Origin of the sequence: Kribbella steppae, assembly GCF_004342025.1 — a bacterium.
GTDB classification, from domain to species: domain Bacteria; phylum Actinomycetota; class Actinomycetes; order Propionibacteriales; family Kribbellaceae; genus Kribbella; species Kribbella steppae.
In genome coordinates, this window is the sequence record NZ_SLWN01000006.1 from 499,967 (window position 1) to 514,697 (window position 14,731).

Consider the following 14,731-nt stretch of genomic DNA (forward strand, 5'->3'; position numbering starts at 1 on the left):
TCAACCTCTGCTGATGTGTGGAGCGACGTGGGTGGCGAACGTCTCGACTTGATGAGCCGACTCCCCCATGGGCCAGATGTCGACGCGTTGGCAGCCAGACTCGGCGTACCGAGACAGCAGTTCGACGCAGTGGCCGGCAGACCCGATGCATACTCGCTCGCGGAGGGCGTCGGGATCGCGGTTGAGCAACGGGGCGAGGACGTGGTGAAGGACGCGATCGCGTTCGGTGCGGTCCTCGGTCACGTAGGTCCACATGGTCACGAGCGCATTCGGGAACGCGTCGGTCGGACGGCCTTGCCGATCGAGCTCACCGGCCAGGCGCTCGCGCCCGGCGGTGAACTGCTCAGGGGTCGTGTTGTACGCCGAAGCGAGCCAACCATCCGCCAGACGCGCGACCCTGCGCAGCCCGGCCGCCGATCCCCAGCTTCCGATCCACACCGGAACGCCGCCGTCCCGCACCGGCGAGGGCAGCAGTTCGCCGTCGGGTAATGCGTAGAAGCGCGTCTGCTCCGGCGCCGGCGCTCGGCCCAGGAGTGCGCGAAGAATCGTCACCGCCTCCTCGAAGCGGCTCCATCGATCCTCGAACGGTATTCCGACGGCGTCGTAGTCGCGTCGGGACGAGCCCGGGCCGACGCCGGCGATGAGCCGTCCGCCGGACAGAACGTCAAGGGCGACGAGGGTCTTGGCCAGCGGTGCGGGCCCACGCAAGGCGACCAGGGAGATCGTCGTGGCCAAGGTGAGCTCTCCAGAACGCCCCAGCACCGCGGCGAGAGCTGTCGGCCCGTCGAGCCAGGGTGTGGAGAACACGAAGTGGTCGTTCGCCGACACCGCGGCGAAACCACCCTCGCGCGCCGCATCCACGGTCGCCTGGAGCCGGGCGAGGGACTGCCCCTCGCCTTCGAACTCCATCAATGGCAGATGAACGCCGAGGTCCACTCCACCCTCCCACCAGTCGTCGCCCCACCCCCAGTATGCGATCGCCGGCGTGGCTGCTCCCCCGCGACCTCAACCGGAGAGCTGCTAGTCGACCGAGTCGGCCAATGCTTCGGCGATCATTCGGTGGCCTTGTTCTTCGAAGCCGGTGTCGTTGACCTGGTAGGCCCAGACTGCGGTGCCGATTGCCTCGCGGAGGCGGTTGGGGCGCCAGGCTTCGGGGTCGCGCGGGTCTGAGCCGTAGCCGTGCAGGAATGCAGACTCGAGCGCTGGGTCCGTCTGAAACTGCTGAACAGCAAGGCGGGCGAAATCTGTCAGGGCCGGCCGGAGACCGGCGCGACCGAAGTCGATCACGCTCACCACTCCGCTGTGGACAAGCCAGTTCCGTGGCTGCCAGTCCCCATGCGTCGGCACCAACGTCGTTCCAGGCGTCGGCCAGGACTCGACTTCCGCACGCAGTCGGTCGGTCAACTCAGGTGCGATGCGGTGAGGTTTGCCGAGCGCTGCGAGTGACTTCTTCTTCTCGTTGGCCTCGAATTCGAAATCCTCTACTGCGAGTTGCTGGTGAAACTGCGCCAGTAATTCACCAGCCTGGAGATATACGTCGGGAAGCTGTTCGTATTCGCTTCCCTCCACCAACTCCCCCGGTAGATAACGCGTCAGGAGCAGCTTCGCCTCGGCATCGGCCTGCACGAGCTGTGGTGCCCTCCCCCGCGACGTCCAAGGCTCGAGCCACTCGCGGTGTGCGCGCAACTCCCGCGCGATGTGATGGTCATCCGGGTCGCCGGCCTTCGCGACGTACTGCGTGCCGTCGTGCCGCAGCTCGAGCACGGTCGTGCCGACGAGGCCCCAGCTGTGGTCCTTCACGACCTCGGCTCCCGGCAGCCAGTCCTGCAGCAGAAGCCGCTGACGCTCGTCGATCACGAGGCGAATCATAGTGGAGAAAAAGTTGCCACAAAAGCTGGACGGAATTCACAGCTGAGCTTATCCTGGCCGAATGCAGAATTCACAGAAAAATGCACCCTTACCAATTAACTTATCACCAGAAAATGCGTGGCGCAAGTCGTTGATCGGCGACCTTCCGGTCGAGCGCATCGGCTTCGGGACGAAGCGTCTCGCCGGCGGCGACGGCCAACACACCCAGGAGCAGGCGATCGCGCTGTTGCGTCACGCCGTCGAGTTGGGCGTCAACCACCTCGACACCGCCGACTTCTACCCGTCGTACGGCGGGCCCGAGCGGTCGTTGGAGTTCACCAGTCTCGGCTGGGCGAACGACGTGGTTCGCCGTGCGCTGGCGCCGTACCCGGAGGAACTGGTGATCGCGACGAAGATCGGGCCGACCGAGGCCGGTCTGGCGTCGCCGGACCAGTTGCGGGCGCTCGTCGAAAAGGACCTGCGCAACCTCGGGCGGGACGTCCTCGACGTCGTTTACCTCCGCCAGCACGGCCTCGACTCCGTCGCTGAGCACTTCGGGGCCTTGGCCGAGCTGCGGGACAAGGGCCTGATCCGGCATCTCGCCCTGTCCAACGTCCGGATGCACCACATCGCGCAGGCGCAAGCGATCGCGCCGGTCGTCGCGGTGCAGAACAGGTACGGCGTTGGGTTCGGCCGCGTCAACGACGAGGTGCTGGATCTCTGCGGTGAGCAGGGGATGGCATTCGTGCCGTTCTTCGCAGTCACCGCAGCCGGTCGCGAGACGGGTGGTGTCGCCACGGACGATGCGGTGCTCGCGATTGCCCGTGAGCACGACGCGACACCCGCTCAGATCCGCATCGCTTGGACGTTGAGCCGCGGCGACCACGTTCTCGCGATTCCCGGCACGGGCAGCCTTGACCACCTGGCGGAGAACGTGGCCGCCGGCGACCTACGCCTCTCCCCCGAGCAGGTCGCCGTACTCGACAATCTCAAGGACGACTGAGGACGCGGTAGCGCAGGTGGGTCGCGTCGCGGCCGCGGAGAACGTCGATGGTCTCCAGCTCGATCTGCTCGGCGTCAAGGTGTTCGAGCAGTCGGCGGCCCTGGCCGAAGACGACCGGGACGAGGTGGATCTGGATCTCGTCGAGGAGACCAGCGTTCAGGCACTCTGAAGCCACGGTCACGCCGTGGACCAGCACGTTCCTGTCGCCGGCGGCTTCCTTGGCCTGACGTACGGCGGACTCCAGGTTGCTGAGGTACGTCACCAAGGGCCAGTTCGCGAACTCCGGTTCGGGCTGGTGGCGGCTGTAGATGAAGATCGGTACGCCGTCATGGTGGTCGCCGCCCCAGCCTTCGGCCGGTTCGAAGGTCCCGCGGCCGGCGACCACCGCCCCGGTGGACAGGAAGTCCTCGAGCATCTGCCGGTCCCCGTCCTCGTTGGCCGGATCGTCGAGCCCGGTCGTCCATTCGTGCAGTCGCACGCCGCCGTCCCCGAGCCCGTGCTCGCGCGTCTCGTTGGGCCCGGCGACGAACCCGTCGAGGGACATGGACATGTACAACACCGTCGATGACATGGTCGTCTCCTTGGAAGCGACGCGGTCAGCTCGTCCGACCGCTCACCTGTCCGTCGAACACGCCCACGAGCATTCGACACGTCGGTCAGTCGTAGTAGCGGCGGACGGTGGAGCCGATGCGGGTGACGTCGGTGCCGTAGATGTGGAGGGAGATGGCGGTGGCGTCGGTGGTGTTGTGGACGCGGTGGATGTCGCCGGGTGGGGCGAAGCCGCTGACGTCGCCGACGCGGTTGTCGTTCGTGCCGACCAGCCGGAGGTCGGCGTCGTACAGCTCCTCGTGTTCGGTGCCCTGGATGACGCCGAAGACGCACCAGGTCACGTGGTCGTGGATGCGGGTGATCTGACCGGGCCGCCAGACGATGCCGATGATCGAGAACGATCCGTCGGGCTCGACGTGCAGCGTGTGGCTGCGGTAGCTGTCCGGCGAACCGTCGCGCTGCTCCGCAGTGAGTACGTCGGGGCCCGGCAGGTGAAGGCGGAGCTGCTCCGCGACGAGCTCGGCGGTGCCGGACCAGTCCGCGTGCTTGTTGACGGCGGTGCGCACACCGGCGGCCAGTGCGGTGATGGGGTGAGTCAGTGTGATGGTCATGATTCGAGGGTGCGCGCGCTGGACGTATACGTCTAATGCCAACTTTCATGGTCATTGATAGATAGAGTTGATGCATGCTGGATGTCACCCGCCTGCGCGTGATCGAGGCCGTCGCCCGCCACGGGTCCGTCACCGCGGCGGCGAAGGAGCTGCACTACTCCCAGCCGTCCGTCACGCACCACCTGGCCCGGCTCGAGGCTGAGACCGGCGCGCAACTACTTCAACGCGTCGGCCGGGGCATCCGGCTCACGCAGGCCGGGCAGCTCCTCGCCGTCCGCGCCGCCGAGATCCTCGGACGGATCGACGCCGTCGATGCCGAGCTCGCCGCCCATGTCGGCCTGACCGCCGGCCGAGTCCGCCTGGCCGGATTCTCGTCCGCCATCGGGTCCCTCATCCCAGGCGCCGTCGCCGCACTGGCCAGTACTCATCCAGGGCTGCAGATCGGCCTGACCGACATGCACCCACCCGAGGCGCTCGAGCTTCTGCGCACCGGCAAGATCGACGTCGCGGTCGTCTTCCGGTACGACGAGACTGAGCCCGAGCCGGCCGGCGTACGCCTGCATCACCTGCTCGACGACCCGCTCTACCTCCTGTCATCGGGCCAAGGGCAACGAATCGCCGACCTGCGGGACGCGACCTGGATCGCGGGCTGCGACCGGTGCCGCAGTCACCTGCTGTCGCTCTGCGCCGAGGAGGGCTACGAGCCGAAGATCGGCTACATATCCGACGACATGGTCGTGATGCAGACGCTGGTCGCCGCCGGACTGGGCGTCACGACGATGCCAGGACTGGCCCTACGCGCCCACCGGACGGACGGGATCGTCGCGAGCGAGTTGCCGGGGTCGCGCCGGCACGTCTACGCAGCGACGTACGGCGAACCACCCGACCCACCCGCCACCGCGGCCCTCCTGGCAGCCCTCGCCGACGCGGCGAAGCTCGATTGAACCCGACGACAAGGACCGTGTGTTGAAAGCTGTTGCCTTCTTCGACGTCGATGGAACGCTCGTCCCCGGTATCTCGTCGGCGGTCCATCTGGCCGGCCACCTCGGGCGGGCGGACGCTGTGGCCGAAGCGGAGGCCGCGTGGGATGCGGGACTGGTTTCGGCGCGGTACGTCGAGGAACTGGACGCGCGCGGCTGGGCCGGGACGAGCGAGACGCAGATCCGGGAATGGCTTGGGGTGCTCCCGCTCGTGGACGGCATCGCCGAGGTCGTCGAGTGGTGCGTGGATCATGACGTGATTCCCGCCTTGGCGACCCTCGCTTGGCATCCAGTGGGTGTGTATTTGTGTGAAACGTTCGGCTTTGTCGACACCTGCGGCCCCAGGCTGGAAGTGCGGGACGGGATCTACACCGGCATTCCTCTCAGCAGTTACGACTCCGAGGCGAAGCGCGATTTCGCTGTGCGCTTTGCCAAAGAGCGCGGTTTGACGCTGGACCGCTGCGTGGCCGTGGGTGACAGCCTTTCCGATCTCCCGTTGTTCGCTGAGGTCGGCCTCGCGGTTGCGTTCAACGCGACGGAGCGGGCCCGCGCCCTCGCCGATGTCGAAGTCACCGGCCGCGACCTGCGCGCCGTACTCCCGTCCCTCGAGAATTGGCTCGGTAGTCAATGAGTTCAGCGTTGCCTGACACGACGCTTCAAGCCGTCCTCTTCGACCTGGACGGAACCCTCGTAGACCAGCAGTCCGCTGCGGCCGCCGCAGTTGTCGAGTGGGCCGCCGAGCACGGCATCACCGACTCAGCCGTGGCCGACAGGTGGGCCGAACTGTCGGAGCAGCACTACATGCGCTACCAGCGCCGCGAGCTGACCTTCCCGGAGCAGCGACGCCAGCGCGTGCGGGCCTTCCTCGACGTCACGGTCAGCGATGACAAGGCCGACGAGCTGTTCCTGGGTTACCTGCGTCGCTACGAAGCCGGCTGGACACTGTTCGAGGATGCCGTGCCGGCACTGCGGCAGGTCCGAGCAGCGGGGTTGGCCGCTGTGGTGTTCACCAACGGCAACGAGGATCACCAGCGTTACAAGATCGATCGGCTCGGGCTCGCGGACGAGGTCGACGTACTGATCTCGTCCGAGACGTTGCCGGCCGGCAAACCAGATCCGCGCGCGTTCCTCCAGACAGTCGACCGGCTCGGGCTTACGCCGTCCGACGTACTGATGGTTGGCGACTCACTCGAGAAGGACGTTCGCGGCGCCTTGGCTGTCGGGATCGACGCCGTTCTGGTCGATCGGTACGACGCGCATGCTGAAGCCGGGGTCCGTCGGATCCGATCCCTTCATGAGCTCTCGGTGGTGTCTTCGCCGGTCAGTGGGTCGTAGACGTAGACCTCTGAGCCGGCGCGCGGGTCGCGGGCGTGGAGGATGTGGAACATCGGCGAGGAGGGGCCGCCCAGGTCGATGACGGTTGCTCCGGCGCCTAGCACGCCGCGGGCGAGAGCGCTCGGTGCGGTGAGGTCGATGCGAGTGACAACACCTGGAGTAACCCACACCGGCTTCTCCCCCACCATGCCGGACAGCTGGTGATGCAGATGGCCGCAGAGGACGGCATGTACGTCGGTCCCCGCGAGCGCATCACCCAGCGCCGCAGGTTCTTGCAGTACGACGGACTTCATGTACAGGATGGCGTCCACGGAGATCGGCGGATGGTGCAGTACGACGATGGATCCGTCCGGCGCCGGTGTAGCCAACTCGGCGGCCAGCCAGTCCAACTGTTCGCGGCCCAGCACTCCGTGGGTCTCGCCGGGGACCAGGCTGTCGAGGGTGATCACGCGCAGCCCGTTGATCTCGCTCACCGCTGCGATCACGCCGTCGACCTGTGCACGCCGCCCGATCGGTGAGCCGTCCGGGCCGAGGTGGCCCCAGCTGAGCGCGGCCTCGAAGCCCTCTCGGCGGTCGTGGTTTCCGGTGCTGTAGATGTGCGGGATCCCTCGCTCCGCAGCAAACGAGCCGACGGCCGAGCGAACAGCGAGGCAGCCCTCCTTGGAGCCGTCGTCGGCGATGTCGCCGCTGACCACGACGAGGTCCAACGCCGGCACATGGCGTACGTCGTACAGCAGTTGTTGCAACGCGGCGAGACCGTCGACGCTGTCCTCGTCCGGGCCGGTGCGGCTGACATGGGTGTCGGACAGCTGCAGAACACGATGCACGACAGGCTCCTCGACTTCGTTGCCTCGGGCACCCAGGCGGTCGATGCCCTGCTGTCACTCCCCGGTGGTTCGCGCCCACCCTCGCCAGTCGTGTCCGGCCAGCCTACCGGTGCCCCGGCCGGACGGGGCCGGCGTACCGGAGTTGGCGAGCCAATTGTTGAGGAGCTTCACGTTGTTCGTCACCTTCGTAGGTCGAAGCGGTTCGATGGATCGTTCGAATCCCGTTTCGTCGTGTTTCCGAAGAGACCGGCCGCCGATGTCACAGCCTCGAGCCGGGACGTGTCTACACCGCGACGGCAGATACGAAAGGAACGAACATGAAGGTCTTCGTGACAGGAGCGACCGGAGTACTGGGCCGGCACCTGGTCCCCGGGCTGGTCGCGGCGGGTCACCAGGTCACGGCCACCACCAGGTCCCCCGGCAAGGTCGCGCAGTTGCGTGCGGCCGGTGCAGAGCCGGTCGTCGTCGACGGGCTGGATCGCGAGGGAGTGATCGCTGCGGTCTGCGCCGCCGAGCCCGAAGTGATCGTGCACCAGATGACCGCGCTGGCCGAGATGAAAAGCCTCCGCAAGATGGACAAGGTGTTCGCAGCCACCAACGCGCTCCGGACCCGCGGCACGGACAACCTCCTGGCGGCCGCCGAGCGGGCCGGCACCCGCCGGGTCGTTGCCCAAGGCCACAACTTCGTCTACGAGCAGTCCGGCGGCCCGGTGAAGACCGAGACCGATCCGCTCATCTCGAAGCCCGTCTCGTCCGGCGTGCAGACGATGGCGGCGATGAAGTACGTCGACCAGACCGTTCCGCTCAAGGCACCCGAGGGAATCGTGCTGCGGTACGGCACCTTCTACGGGCCGGGCGCCTCGGATCCGATGGTGGAGATGGTCCGGAAGCGGCAGATGCCGATCGTGGCTGGTGGCACCGGAGTCTGGTCCTTCATCGAGACCACCGACGCGGCAGCAGCCACGCTCGCAGCGGTCGAGCGCGGTGCGCCCGGCGTCTACAACGTGGTGGACAATGACCCGGCACCGGTCGCTGAGTGGCTGCCGTACCTCGCCGAGATCGCGGGCGCGAAGCCCCCGCTGCATATGCCCGCCTGGCTCGGCAAACTGCTGGCCGGTGAATTCGTCCTCGCCCAGATGACCACCGCCCGTGGCGCCTCGAACGAGAAGGCACGCACGAAGCTCGAGTGGGAACCGAGGTACCCGAGCTGGCGCGACGGCTTCCCCGCCTGGGTCAACGGCTGACGGAGCCCGAGGCTAGCCTTCCTTGAAGGTGACCTCTGCGGTCTTCTCCACCGCGGCAGTGCGGCCGGGGGCTCGGTGGGACTCCCAGTACATGTTGGTGTGGGAGATCACCTTGTCCGGCGGCGGGGCGCCGTACTCGGTGAGGTCTTCGGTGGTATGGGCGTCGCCGACGAGTGTCACGTCGTACCCGCGGACGAAAGCGCCGTGGATCGTCGAGCGGATGCACTCGTCGGTCTGCGCCCCGCTGACGAAGATCCGGCCGATCCCGGCTGTCGCCAACACGTCCTCGAGGTCGGTCTCCTCGAAGGAGTCGGCGAACGTCTTGTGGACGAGCGGCTCCGACTCGTCCCGCTTCAGCTCGGGGACGAGTTGCCAGTTGTCGCTGTCCTTCGGCAGGTGCTCGCTGTTGTGCTGCACCCAGACGACCGGTACTCCACCGGCGCGTGCCTTGCCGACCAGGGTGCTGATGTTCGCCACCACCTGGTCCCGCTCGTACCCCTCCGACACGACGCCCTGCTGGACGTCGATCACCACGAGTGCCGTGTTCGGCCGATCTGACAACGTGGACATCTCGTTCCCTCCCTCTGCCGGGGTTGCAGGACGGACACTAGATGCACCCACCGACAGTTTTCTCCATCAGGAGACTTTCCAGCTCCGAAGTCGCAGTCGCACGGTCGGTACGTCGCCGTCGTCGAGCTCCTCTGCCCGCCGCACCGCCGCCTTCACCGGCAGGATGTACCGCCCGTCCTTGGGGAACATCGAGGTGTCCCAGACGCTGTCCCCGATCTCGGCCTGGACCGGGATCATCCCCCAGCCGTAGGTGACGAAGTTCGCCTCGGCCTCGAAGTACGTGCTCTCGTCCTCCGGCACGGTGATGAAGTACCACGGCGCCGGCCCGCGCCAGAACCAGATCTCCCCGGCGAACTCGATCTCAGTCACAGGCACTTGCCTCCAGCAACCGTCGGCCGAGTGCGCGGCCGGCTTCCTGTACTTCGGGGGCGCCGAGGATCCGGTACGGCGCCTTGATCGCGGTGAGCTGGGCGGCGTACCAGTCCGGCTCGTCGGTGCTGGCGACGAGGCGGGTGTGGTTGGTGTCGATCTCCTCCAGCCGGCCCATGCTCCGTGGGATCCAGCAGGCCGAGTCGGCGACCGATGCGTCGATCACGACCTCGATCTTGTACTTCCAGCCCAGCGCCAGGTGCTCCTCGAGCGCCGCCAGCGGGTCCAGATCGTCAGGCGGCGTGAAGGTCGCGTCAAGAGAAGGGTCGACCCGTTTGATCTTGTCGACGCGCAGCACCCGCTTGGCCGACTTGGAATGCGACCAGCACAGGAGGTACCACCGACCCCGGCGTACGACGACCGCCCACGGATCGACGTCCATGGTCCAGCCCTCACCCGGGCAGCGTTCGTAGTCCAGCAGCACGCGGCGCTGGGCGGTGCTGTGGGAGACCAGTTGAGCCGTGATCTCGGGATCGGGAGTACGAGCACCCGGATCGGGTCCGCGCGCACTCACTCGTCGTACGGCGTCTGTCGCACGGGCGATCGATTCCGGCAGCACGCGGATGATCTTGCCGAGGGCATCGTCGACCGGATCGTCCGCACCACGCGGCCCCTCGAGGATCGCCATCACCAGACCGAGTGCTTCCGTGGTGCTGAACATCAACGGTGGCAGCCGCAATCCACGGCCGACCCGGTAGCCGCCGTACGGGCCGCGGACCGACTCGATCGGTATGTCGGCCTCGCGCAGGATCGCGACGTACCGTCGGGCCGCCCGCTCGGAGACCCCGAGCTTCTCCCCCAGTTGCTCGGCCGTGATGCCCGGGCTGTTCTGGATCAGCTCGAGCACCATCAACGTCCGGGCCGTCGGACTCACGTCGTACGCCATAACTCACCATTCCGGAAGTGAATCGTCCGGAACCGACACTAACCTGATGCCCATGGACACGGAACTACAAGAGCCCCCCTTTGCCGGTAGCGAGGTCGACACGCTCGTGGGCGCGCTCGAGCGCAATCGCCGGACCTTCGCGTGGAAGTGCGGCGGCCTTGACGCGGACGGCCTCGCCGCCAAGCATCCGCCGTCGACGGTGACGTTGGGTGGGCTGCTCAAGCACCTCGCGCTGGTCGAGGACGAATACTTCACCGGCCGGCTGCACGACCGGGAGCTCCCTGCGCCGTGGGACGCCGTCGACTGGAACGCGGACCCCGACTGGGAATGGAGCTCAGCAGCCGACGACTCCCCCGAGGAACTGATGGCGCTGTGGCAGGCCTCTGTCGAGCGCTCACGCAAGGCGGTCGCAGAGGCGCTGGCGACCGGCGGCATCGACCAACTCGCGAAGCGTTCGCGCAACGGCCGGTCGGCGAGTCTGCGGTACATCCTCGTCGACCTGATCGAGGAGTACGCCCGGCACACCGGCCACGCCGACCTGATCCGCGAGTCCATCGACGGCCTCGTCGGCGAGGGCGCACCACCAAGCTGATCACCAGCAAGGGCGGCTAGGCCCGGCTGGTCGGCCAGTCGTCGTCGGCCAGGTAGGAGAACACGCGTACGACATCAGATTGCGTGGTCGGATAAGTGCTCAGCGGGTGAGCGGTTTGTCTGCGAGCATGGTCGGGTGCGCGCGGATCGATTGGTGGCGGTGTTGCTGCTGTTGCAGTCGCGCGGCCGGGTGACCGCGGCCGACGTGGCGGCCGAGCTGGAGATCTCGGTGGCGACGGCACGGCGCGATCTCGAGGCGTTGTCGACGGCCGGCATCCCTGTCTATCCACAGCCGGGGCGCAACGGCGGTTGGCAGCTGATCGGTGGTGCGCGGACCGATCTCACTGGGCTCAGCGCTCCGGAGGCGCAGGCGCTGTTCCTGCTGGTCGGCCCGGCGGCGTTGATCGCGCCGGACGCGAAGGCCGCATTGCGGAAGCTGGTGCGCGCACTCCCCCAGACGTTCCGCGAGCACGCGGAGGCGGCGGCCGAGGCGGTCGTGATCGACCCGGCCCGCTGGGGGGAACACACCAAGGAGCGTCCGGAGCTGGTGCGTCGGTTGCAGGATGCCGTCGTACGACGTCTGAAGGTCCGATTGGTCTACGCGGGACGCGGGCGGGAGCGGTCGGAGCGGTTGGTCGATCCGCTCGGGCTCGTGGACAAGGACGACATCTGGTATCTGATCGCGTGGACCCCGAAAGGGCAGCGCACGTTCCGGGTCGAGCGGGTGGTGTCGGCCGAGCTGACCGACGAGGCGTTCGAGCGGCCGGCCGACTTCGACCTGTCCGCGGCGTGGAACGAGATCGTCGAACAGATGGAGGTACGGCGCTCCGGCCTGACCGCGACCGTGTTGATGGACGAACGGCACCTGTGGGTGATGCAGGACCGGCTCGGCCGGCACTGCGAGGTCGACGGGATGGAGGGCGACCGGGTGCGGATCAAGGTGACGGCGCCGACACCGTTGATGATCGCGCAGCACCTCGCGGGGTGGGGTGGGTCGATCGAGGTGATCGATCCGCCGTCGGTGCAGGCCGAGCTGGCCCGCCTCGGGCGTGAGCTGGCGGCTCGTTACAGCGGGATCGTGTAGAGGATGAAGCCGCGGTTCTCGGCGACCTGGTCGTAGAGGCGCCGGGCGGTCTCGTTGGACTCGTGCGTGGACCAGTAGACGCGGCCGCAACCGCGCTCCTTCGCCCAGTCGGTGACGGCGGCGATCAACGCTCGGGCAGCGCCCTGGCCGCGGGCTTCGGGAGCGGTGAAGAGATCTTGCAGGTAGCAGGAGTCGGGTGCCGTCGTACTGGCGTGGGTGAGGAAGTGCGCAATGCCCACCAGTTGGCCGTCGAGGCGGGCGCCGAGGGCGTGGATCTCGTGGCCCTGCTCGAATCTGGTCCAGGCCTGATCGTAGAACTCGGCCGGCATCGTCCGGCCGTAGAACTCGTTGTACCCGGCAAACAGTTGCTGCCAGGTGTCGCGATCCGACGGTTCCAGCGGGCCGATGGTGAGCATGGGCAGCACGGTTTCACACCGGGAGGGCCGAATGGACCACTGGGGTGAGTAAGGTGCGGTGGTTCGTTTTGTTCCGTCAACGTCTTTCAGGAAGCGTCCGTGACCACATCTCCTCCCCAGCCCCCGCAGAACCCGTACCCCGGTCAGCCGGGTGGTTACGGACCGCCGCCGGAGCAGTTCCCGCAGTACACCCAACAGGGCCAGCCGCACGGTCAGCCCCAGGGTCAGCCGCAGCATCAGGGCCAGCCGCAGCAGGCGCCGTACGCCCAGCAGCCGTTTCAGCAGCAGGCGCCGCACCAGCAAGGTCAGCAGTTCCCGCAGCAGGGGCAGTCGTTCCCTCAGCAAAGCCAGCACCCGCAGCAGGGTCAGCACCCACAGCACCAGGGCCAGTTCCCGCAGCAGCAGGGGCAGCCGATGCCGCAGGGTGCGCTGCAGTGCCGCTTCTGCGGTGCCGTCCCGGCGGAGCAGGCGACCGTGCGCGGTCACCAGGGCATGATCGTGGTGATGCGGTTCCTCAAGCTGCAGGGGCCGTTCTGCCGCACCTGCGGGATCGCGACCGTCCGGGACATGACCGCGAAGAGCCTGTGGCAGGGCTGGTGGGGTATCGGATCGATGATCGTCAACCCGATCACGATGCTGATGAACATCGAGCCCTGGGCGAAGTTCCGCAAGCTGCCCGAGCCGGCTCCAGGTGCGCCCGGCCGGCCGATGAACCCGGGCAAGCCGCTGGTCCAGCGCCCGGCGATGGCCATGCTGCTGCTCCCGATCGCACTGATCGCAGCGATCGTGGTGATCAACCTGAACATCACCACGACGTCCGAAGCCGAGGTCGGATCCTGTGTGGTGAACGAGGGCACCGCGGCCAGCCCGAGGGTCAAGATCGTCGACTGCGCTTCGTCCGACGCGGAGTACAAGGTCGTCGGCAAGCTCGACGACACCGTCGACGACGCGAAGTGTCAGCAGTTCGCCGGCTACGAGGCGGCGTACACCTCCGAGGTGGGCTCGCAGAAGTACACCCTCTGCCTCGCCCCGGTCTGAGGCTCCAGGGGGTGCCGGTCTACGGGTAGTACCCGTAGACCGGCACCTTTGCCTCGTCGTACAGAGCAGGGCCTTCCTGCGGTACGGCCGGGAAGCTGCCTCCGGTCTTGAGGCCGTTGAGCTGCTCACCCGACAGCGCGTAGACCACCCGGCCAAGACCGGACCGGGCCAGTGCGCCCGAGCACATCTCACACGGCTGGCAGCTCGTGTACATCGTCGTCGCCGCAGCCGTCTCCGCGTCCAGCTGACTGGCCGCCCACACCGCGAGCTTCAACTCCGGGTGGAAGCTGATGTTCGCGTCGGTGATGGTCGAGTTCTGCTCCTCGACGAGTACCGTCCCGTCCGGGCCGACCAGCAGCGAGCCGAACGGCGGGTTGCCGGATCGGCGCGCGGCCGCGGCCAGCTCGATCGCGCGGCGGAGGAAGCCTTCTGCTTCGGGGGTCACGTGTCCTTCTCCCATCGTCGGTGCGCCGCGATCGTCGCCAGCGCCTGCCAGGCCACCTCGGGCCGCTCGGTCTCGGCGGGATCACCTACGAAGGGATCCAGTACGACGCTCCGCGCGCCGAGATCACGGAGTGCGTCGATATCGGCCAGCACCTGGTCGAGCGAGCCCTCACCCGCGACCCGCTCGTCGTCGGGCAGCGCCGAAGGGGTCAGCCGGAGCAGGATGCGGGGCGCGAACTCGGGCACCGGGCGTTCTTCCTCGGCCGCGATCACCCGCAGCCGATCCATTGCCGTTCGCAACCAGTCGACGCGTTCCCGGAGTGGGTGCCACGCGTCGCCGAGGCGGACGGCCCGACGGAGTCCCGCCGTACTGCGGCCGCCGACCCAGAGCGGGATGTGACCGCCGCCGTAGTCCTTGTCGTTCGCCCAGGCGCGACGGATCTCGATCAGCGTCTGGTCGGTCACGCGACCGCGCCGGTCGAAGTCGGCACCCAGGGCCTCGAACTCCTGCCGGGCCCAGCCGACACCGACCCCGAGGACGAGCCGGCCGCCGCTCAGCTGGTCGAGGTTCGCGGCCATCCTTGCCACCAGCAACGGGTGGCGGTACGGCGCGATCAGCACGGTGGTGCCGAGGCGGACCCGATCGGTGATGCCGGCCAGCCAGCTCAGCGTGGTGAACGGCTCGTAGAAGGGCGCCGGGTACTGCTCCGCGACATCGGGGGTGATGGCTACGTGATCGGAGACCATCAGCAGGTCGTAGCCGAGGCCTTCGACCGTGCGGGCCCAGTCGCGGAGCCGGCCCGGGTCCGTGCCGGGGCCGAAGTTGGGGACGTTCACACCGAGTTCCACGCCATTCAGGCTATCCATCCCGATGGT

General features: G+C 67.6%; 19 protein-coding genes and 1 riboswitch. Of the genes, 8 read left to right on the plus strand and 11 right to left on the minus strand.

Annotated features, from left to right (window positions below; genetic code table 11):
* Together EV652_RS20060 and EV652_RS20065 are read right to left on the minus strand one after the other, a co-directional pair.
* Positions 1–909, minus strand: a complete 909-nt coding sequence (locus tag EV652_RS20060) for an LLM class flavin-dependent oxidoreductase (RefSeq protein WP_199238282.1) — start codon at positions 907–909, stop codon at positions 1–3.
* 111 nt (positions 910–1,020) lie between these two features.
* A complete protein-coding gene (locus EV652_RS20065) occupies positions 1,021–1,857 on the minus strand; it encodes a phosphotransferase family protein (protein WP_242001870.1) in 837 nt (278 codons plus the stop codon).
* 142 nt (positions 1,858–1,999) lie between these two features.
* On the opposite strand from EV652_RS20065, the gene EV652_RS20070 reads away from it, so the two are divergent.
* Positions 2,000–2,851, plus strand: a complete 852-nt coding sequence (locus EV652_RS20070) for an aldo/keto reductase (protein ID WP_242001871.1) — start codon at positions 2,000–2,002, stop codon at positions 2,849–2,851.
* Here EV652_RS20070 and EV652_RS20075 read toward each other — a convergent pair.
* Both EV652_RS20075 and EV652_RS20080 read right to left on the minus strand, forming a co-directional pair.
* Positions 2,838–3,422 (minus strand): dihydrofolate reductase family protein, encoded by a 585-nt coding sequence (locus tag EV652_RS20075; RefSeq protein ID WP_132210688.1) that lies wholly within the window; start codon positions 3,420–3,422, stop codon positions 2,838–2,840. The two genes, EV652_RS20070 and EV652_RS20075, sit on opposite strands and share 14 nt — an antisense overlap.
* Before the next feature lie 85 nt (positions 3,423–3,507).
* Positions 3,508–4,011, minus strand: a complete 504-nt coding sequence (locus tag EV652_RS20080; protein ID WP_132210689.1) for a cysteine dioxygenase family protein — start codon at positions 4,009–4,011, stop codon at positions 3,508–3,510.
* Between the two features lie 74 nt (positions 4,012–4,085).
* Between EV652_RS20080 and EV652_RS20085 the strand changes: the two genes are divergently transcribed.
* Genes EV652_RS20085 through EV652_RS20095 form a run of 3 tightly spaced genes read left to right on the plus strand, consistent with a single transcriptional unit; the run spans position 4,086 to position 6,326 of the window.
* Positions 4,086–4,955, plus strand: a complete 870-nt coding sequence (locus tag EV652_RS20085) for a LysR family transcriptional regulator (RefSeq protein WP_132210690.1) — start codon at positions 4,086–4,088, stop codon at positions 4,953–4,955.
* Positions 4,956–4,977: 22 nt separating this feature from the next.
* Positions 4,978–5,622: an HAD family hydrolase gene (locus tag EV652_RS20090; RefSeq protein WP_199238283.1), complete on the plus strand. Its 645-nt coding sequence runs from the start codon at positions 4,978–4,980 to the stop codon at positions 5,620–5,622.
* Between the two features lie 8 nt (positions 5,623–5,630).
* The gene (locus EV652_RS20095) at positions 5,631–6,326 is read left to right on the plus strand and encodes an HAD family hydrolase (protein WP_199238284.1); all 696 of its coding nucleotides are present in this window, start codon (positions 5,631–5,633) and stop codon (positions 6,324–6,326) included.
* Here the strand turns inward: EV652_RS20095 and EV652_RS20100 are convergent.
* Positions 6,284–7,153 (minus strand): metallophosphoesterase family protein, encoded by an 870-nt coding sequence (locus EV652_RS20100; RefSeq protein WP_132210693.1) that lies wholly within the window; start codon positions 7,151–7,153, stop codon positions 6,284–6,286. The two genes, EV652_RS20095 and EV652_RS20100, sit on opposite strands and share 43 nt — an antisense overlap.
* Positions 7,154–7,176: 23 nt before the next feature.
* Positions 7,177–7,255, minus strand: a riboswitch (ZMP/ZTP riboswitch).
* Between the two features lie 215 nt (positions 7,256–7,470).
* Here EV652_RS20100 and EV652_RS20105 point away from each other — a divergent pair.
* Positions 7,471–8,397: an NAD-dependent epimerase/dehydratase family protein gene (locus EV652_RS20105; protein ID WP_132210694.1), complete on the plus strand. Its 927-nt coding sequence runs from the start codon at positions 7,471–7,473 to the stop codon at positions 8,395–8,397.
* Between the two features lie 12 nt (positions 8,398–8,409).
* On the opposite strand, the gene EV652_RS20110 is transcribed toward EV652_RS20105, so the two are convergent.
* From EV652_RS20110 to EV652_RS20120, 3 genes are all read right to left on the minus strand, one after another.
* Positions 8,410–8,967, minus strand: a complete 558-nt coding sequence (locus EV652_RS20110; RefSeq protein ID WP_132210695.1) for a cysteine hydrolase family protein — start codon at positions 8,965–8,967, stop codon at positions 8,410–8,412.
* Between the two features lie 66 nt (positions 8,968–9,033).
* On the minus strand, positions 9,034–9,336 hold the full coding sequence (locus EV652_RS20115; protein ID WP_132210696.1) for a DUF1905 domain-containing protein: 303 nt from the start codon (positions 9,334–9,336) through the stop codon (positions 9,034–9,036).
* A complete protein-coding gene (locus EV652_RS20120) occupies positions 9,329–10,282 on the minus strand; it encodes a helix-turn-helix transcriptional regulator (RefSeq protein ID WP_132210697.1) in 954 nt (317 codons plus the stop codon). Before EV652_RS20120 ends, EV652_RS20115 begins: the two co-directional genes overlap by 8 nt.
* 52 nt (positions 10,283–10,334) lie before the next feature.
* Here EV652_RS20120 and EV652_RS20125 point away from each other — a divergent pair, with 52 nt between their 5' ends.
* Together EV652_RS20125 and EV652_RS20130 are read left to right on the plus strand one after the other, a co-directional pair.
* Positions 10,335–10,874 (plus strand): DinB family protein, encoded by a 540-nt coding sequence (locus EV652_RS20125; protein WP_242001872.1) that lies wholly within the window; start codon positions 10,335–10,337, stop codon positions 10,872–10,874.
* A 135-nt stretch (positions 10,875–11,009) separates the two neighbouring features.
* A complete protein-coding gene (locus tag EV652_RS20130; protein ID WP_132210699.1) occupies positions 11,010–11,957 on the plus strand; it encodes a helix-turn-helix transcriptional regulator in 948 nt (315 codons plus the stop codon).
* On the opposite strand, the gene EV652_RS45335 is transcribed toward EV652_RS20130, so the two are convergent.
* Positions 11,939–12,859, minus strand: a complete 921-nt coding sequence (locus EV652_RS45335; protein ID WP_242001873.1) for a GNAT family N-acetyltransferase — start codon at positions 12,857–12,859, stop codon at positions 11,939–11,941. The two genes, EV652_RS20130 and EV652_RS45335, sit on opposite strands and share 19 nt — an antisense overlap.
* On the opposite strand from EV652_RS45335, the gene EV652_RS45340 reads away from it, so the two are divergent.
* On the plus strand, positions 12,848–13,411 hold the full coding sequence (locus EV652_RS45340; RefSeq protein WP_242001874.1) for an LppU/SCO3897 family protein: 564 nt from the start codon (positions 12,848–12,850) through the stop codon (positions 13,409–13,411). The genes EV652_RS45335 and EV652_RS45340 overlap by 12 nt on opposite strands.
* A 19-nt stretch (positions 13,412–13,430) precedes the next feature.
* Here EV652_RS45340 and EV652_RS20145 read toward each other — a convergent pair whose 3' ends face one another.
* Together EV652_RS20145 and EV652_RS20150 are read right to left on the minus strand one after the other, a co-directional pair.
* Entirely contained in the window at positions 13,431–13,856 is a 426-nt protein-coding gene (locus EV652_RS20145) for a nucleoside deaminase (RefSeq protein WP_132210702.1), read from the minus strand.
* Positions 13,853–14,704, minus strand: a complete 852-nt coding sequence (locus EV652_RS20150; RefSeq protein ID WP_132210703.1) for an LLM class flavin-dependent oxidoreductase — start codon at positions 14,702–14,704, stop codon at positions 13,853–13,855. The genes EV652_RS20145 and EV652_RS20150 overlap by 4 nt, the downstream gene beginning before the upstream one ends.
* Positions 14,705–14,731 lie beyond the last annotated feature (27 nt).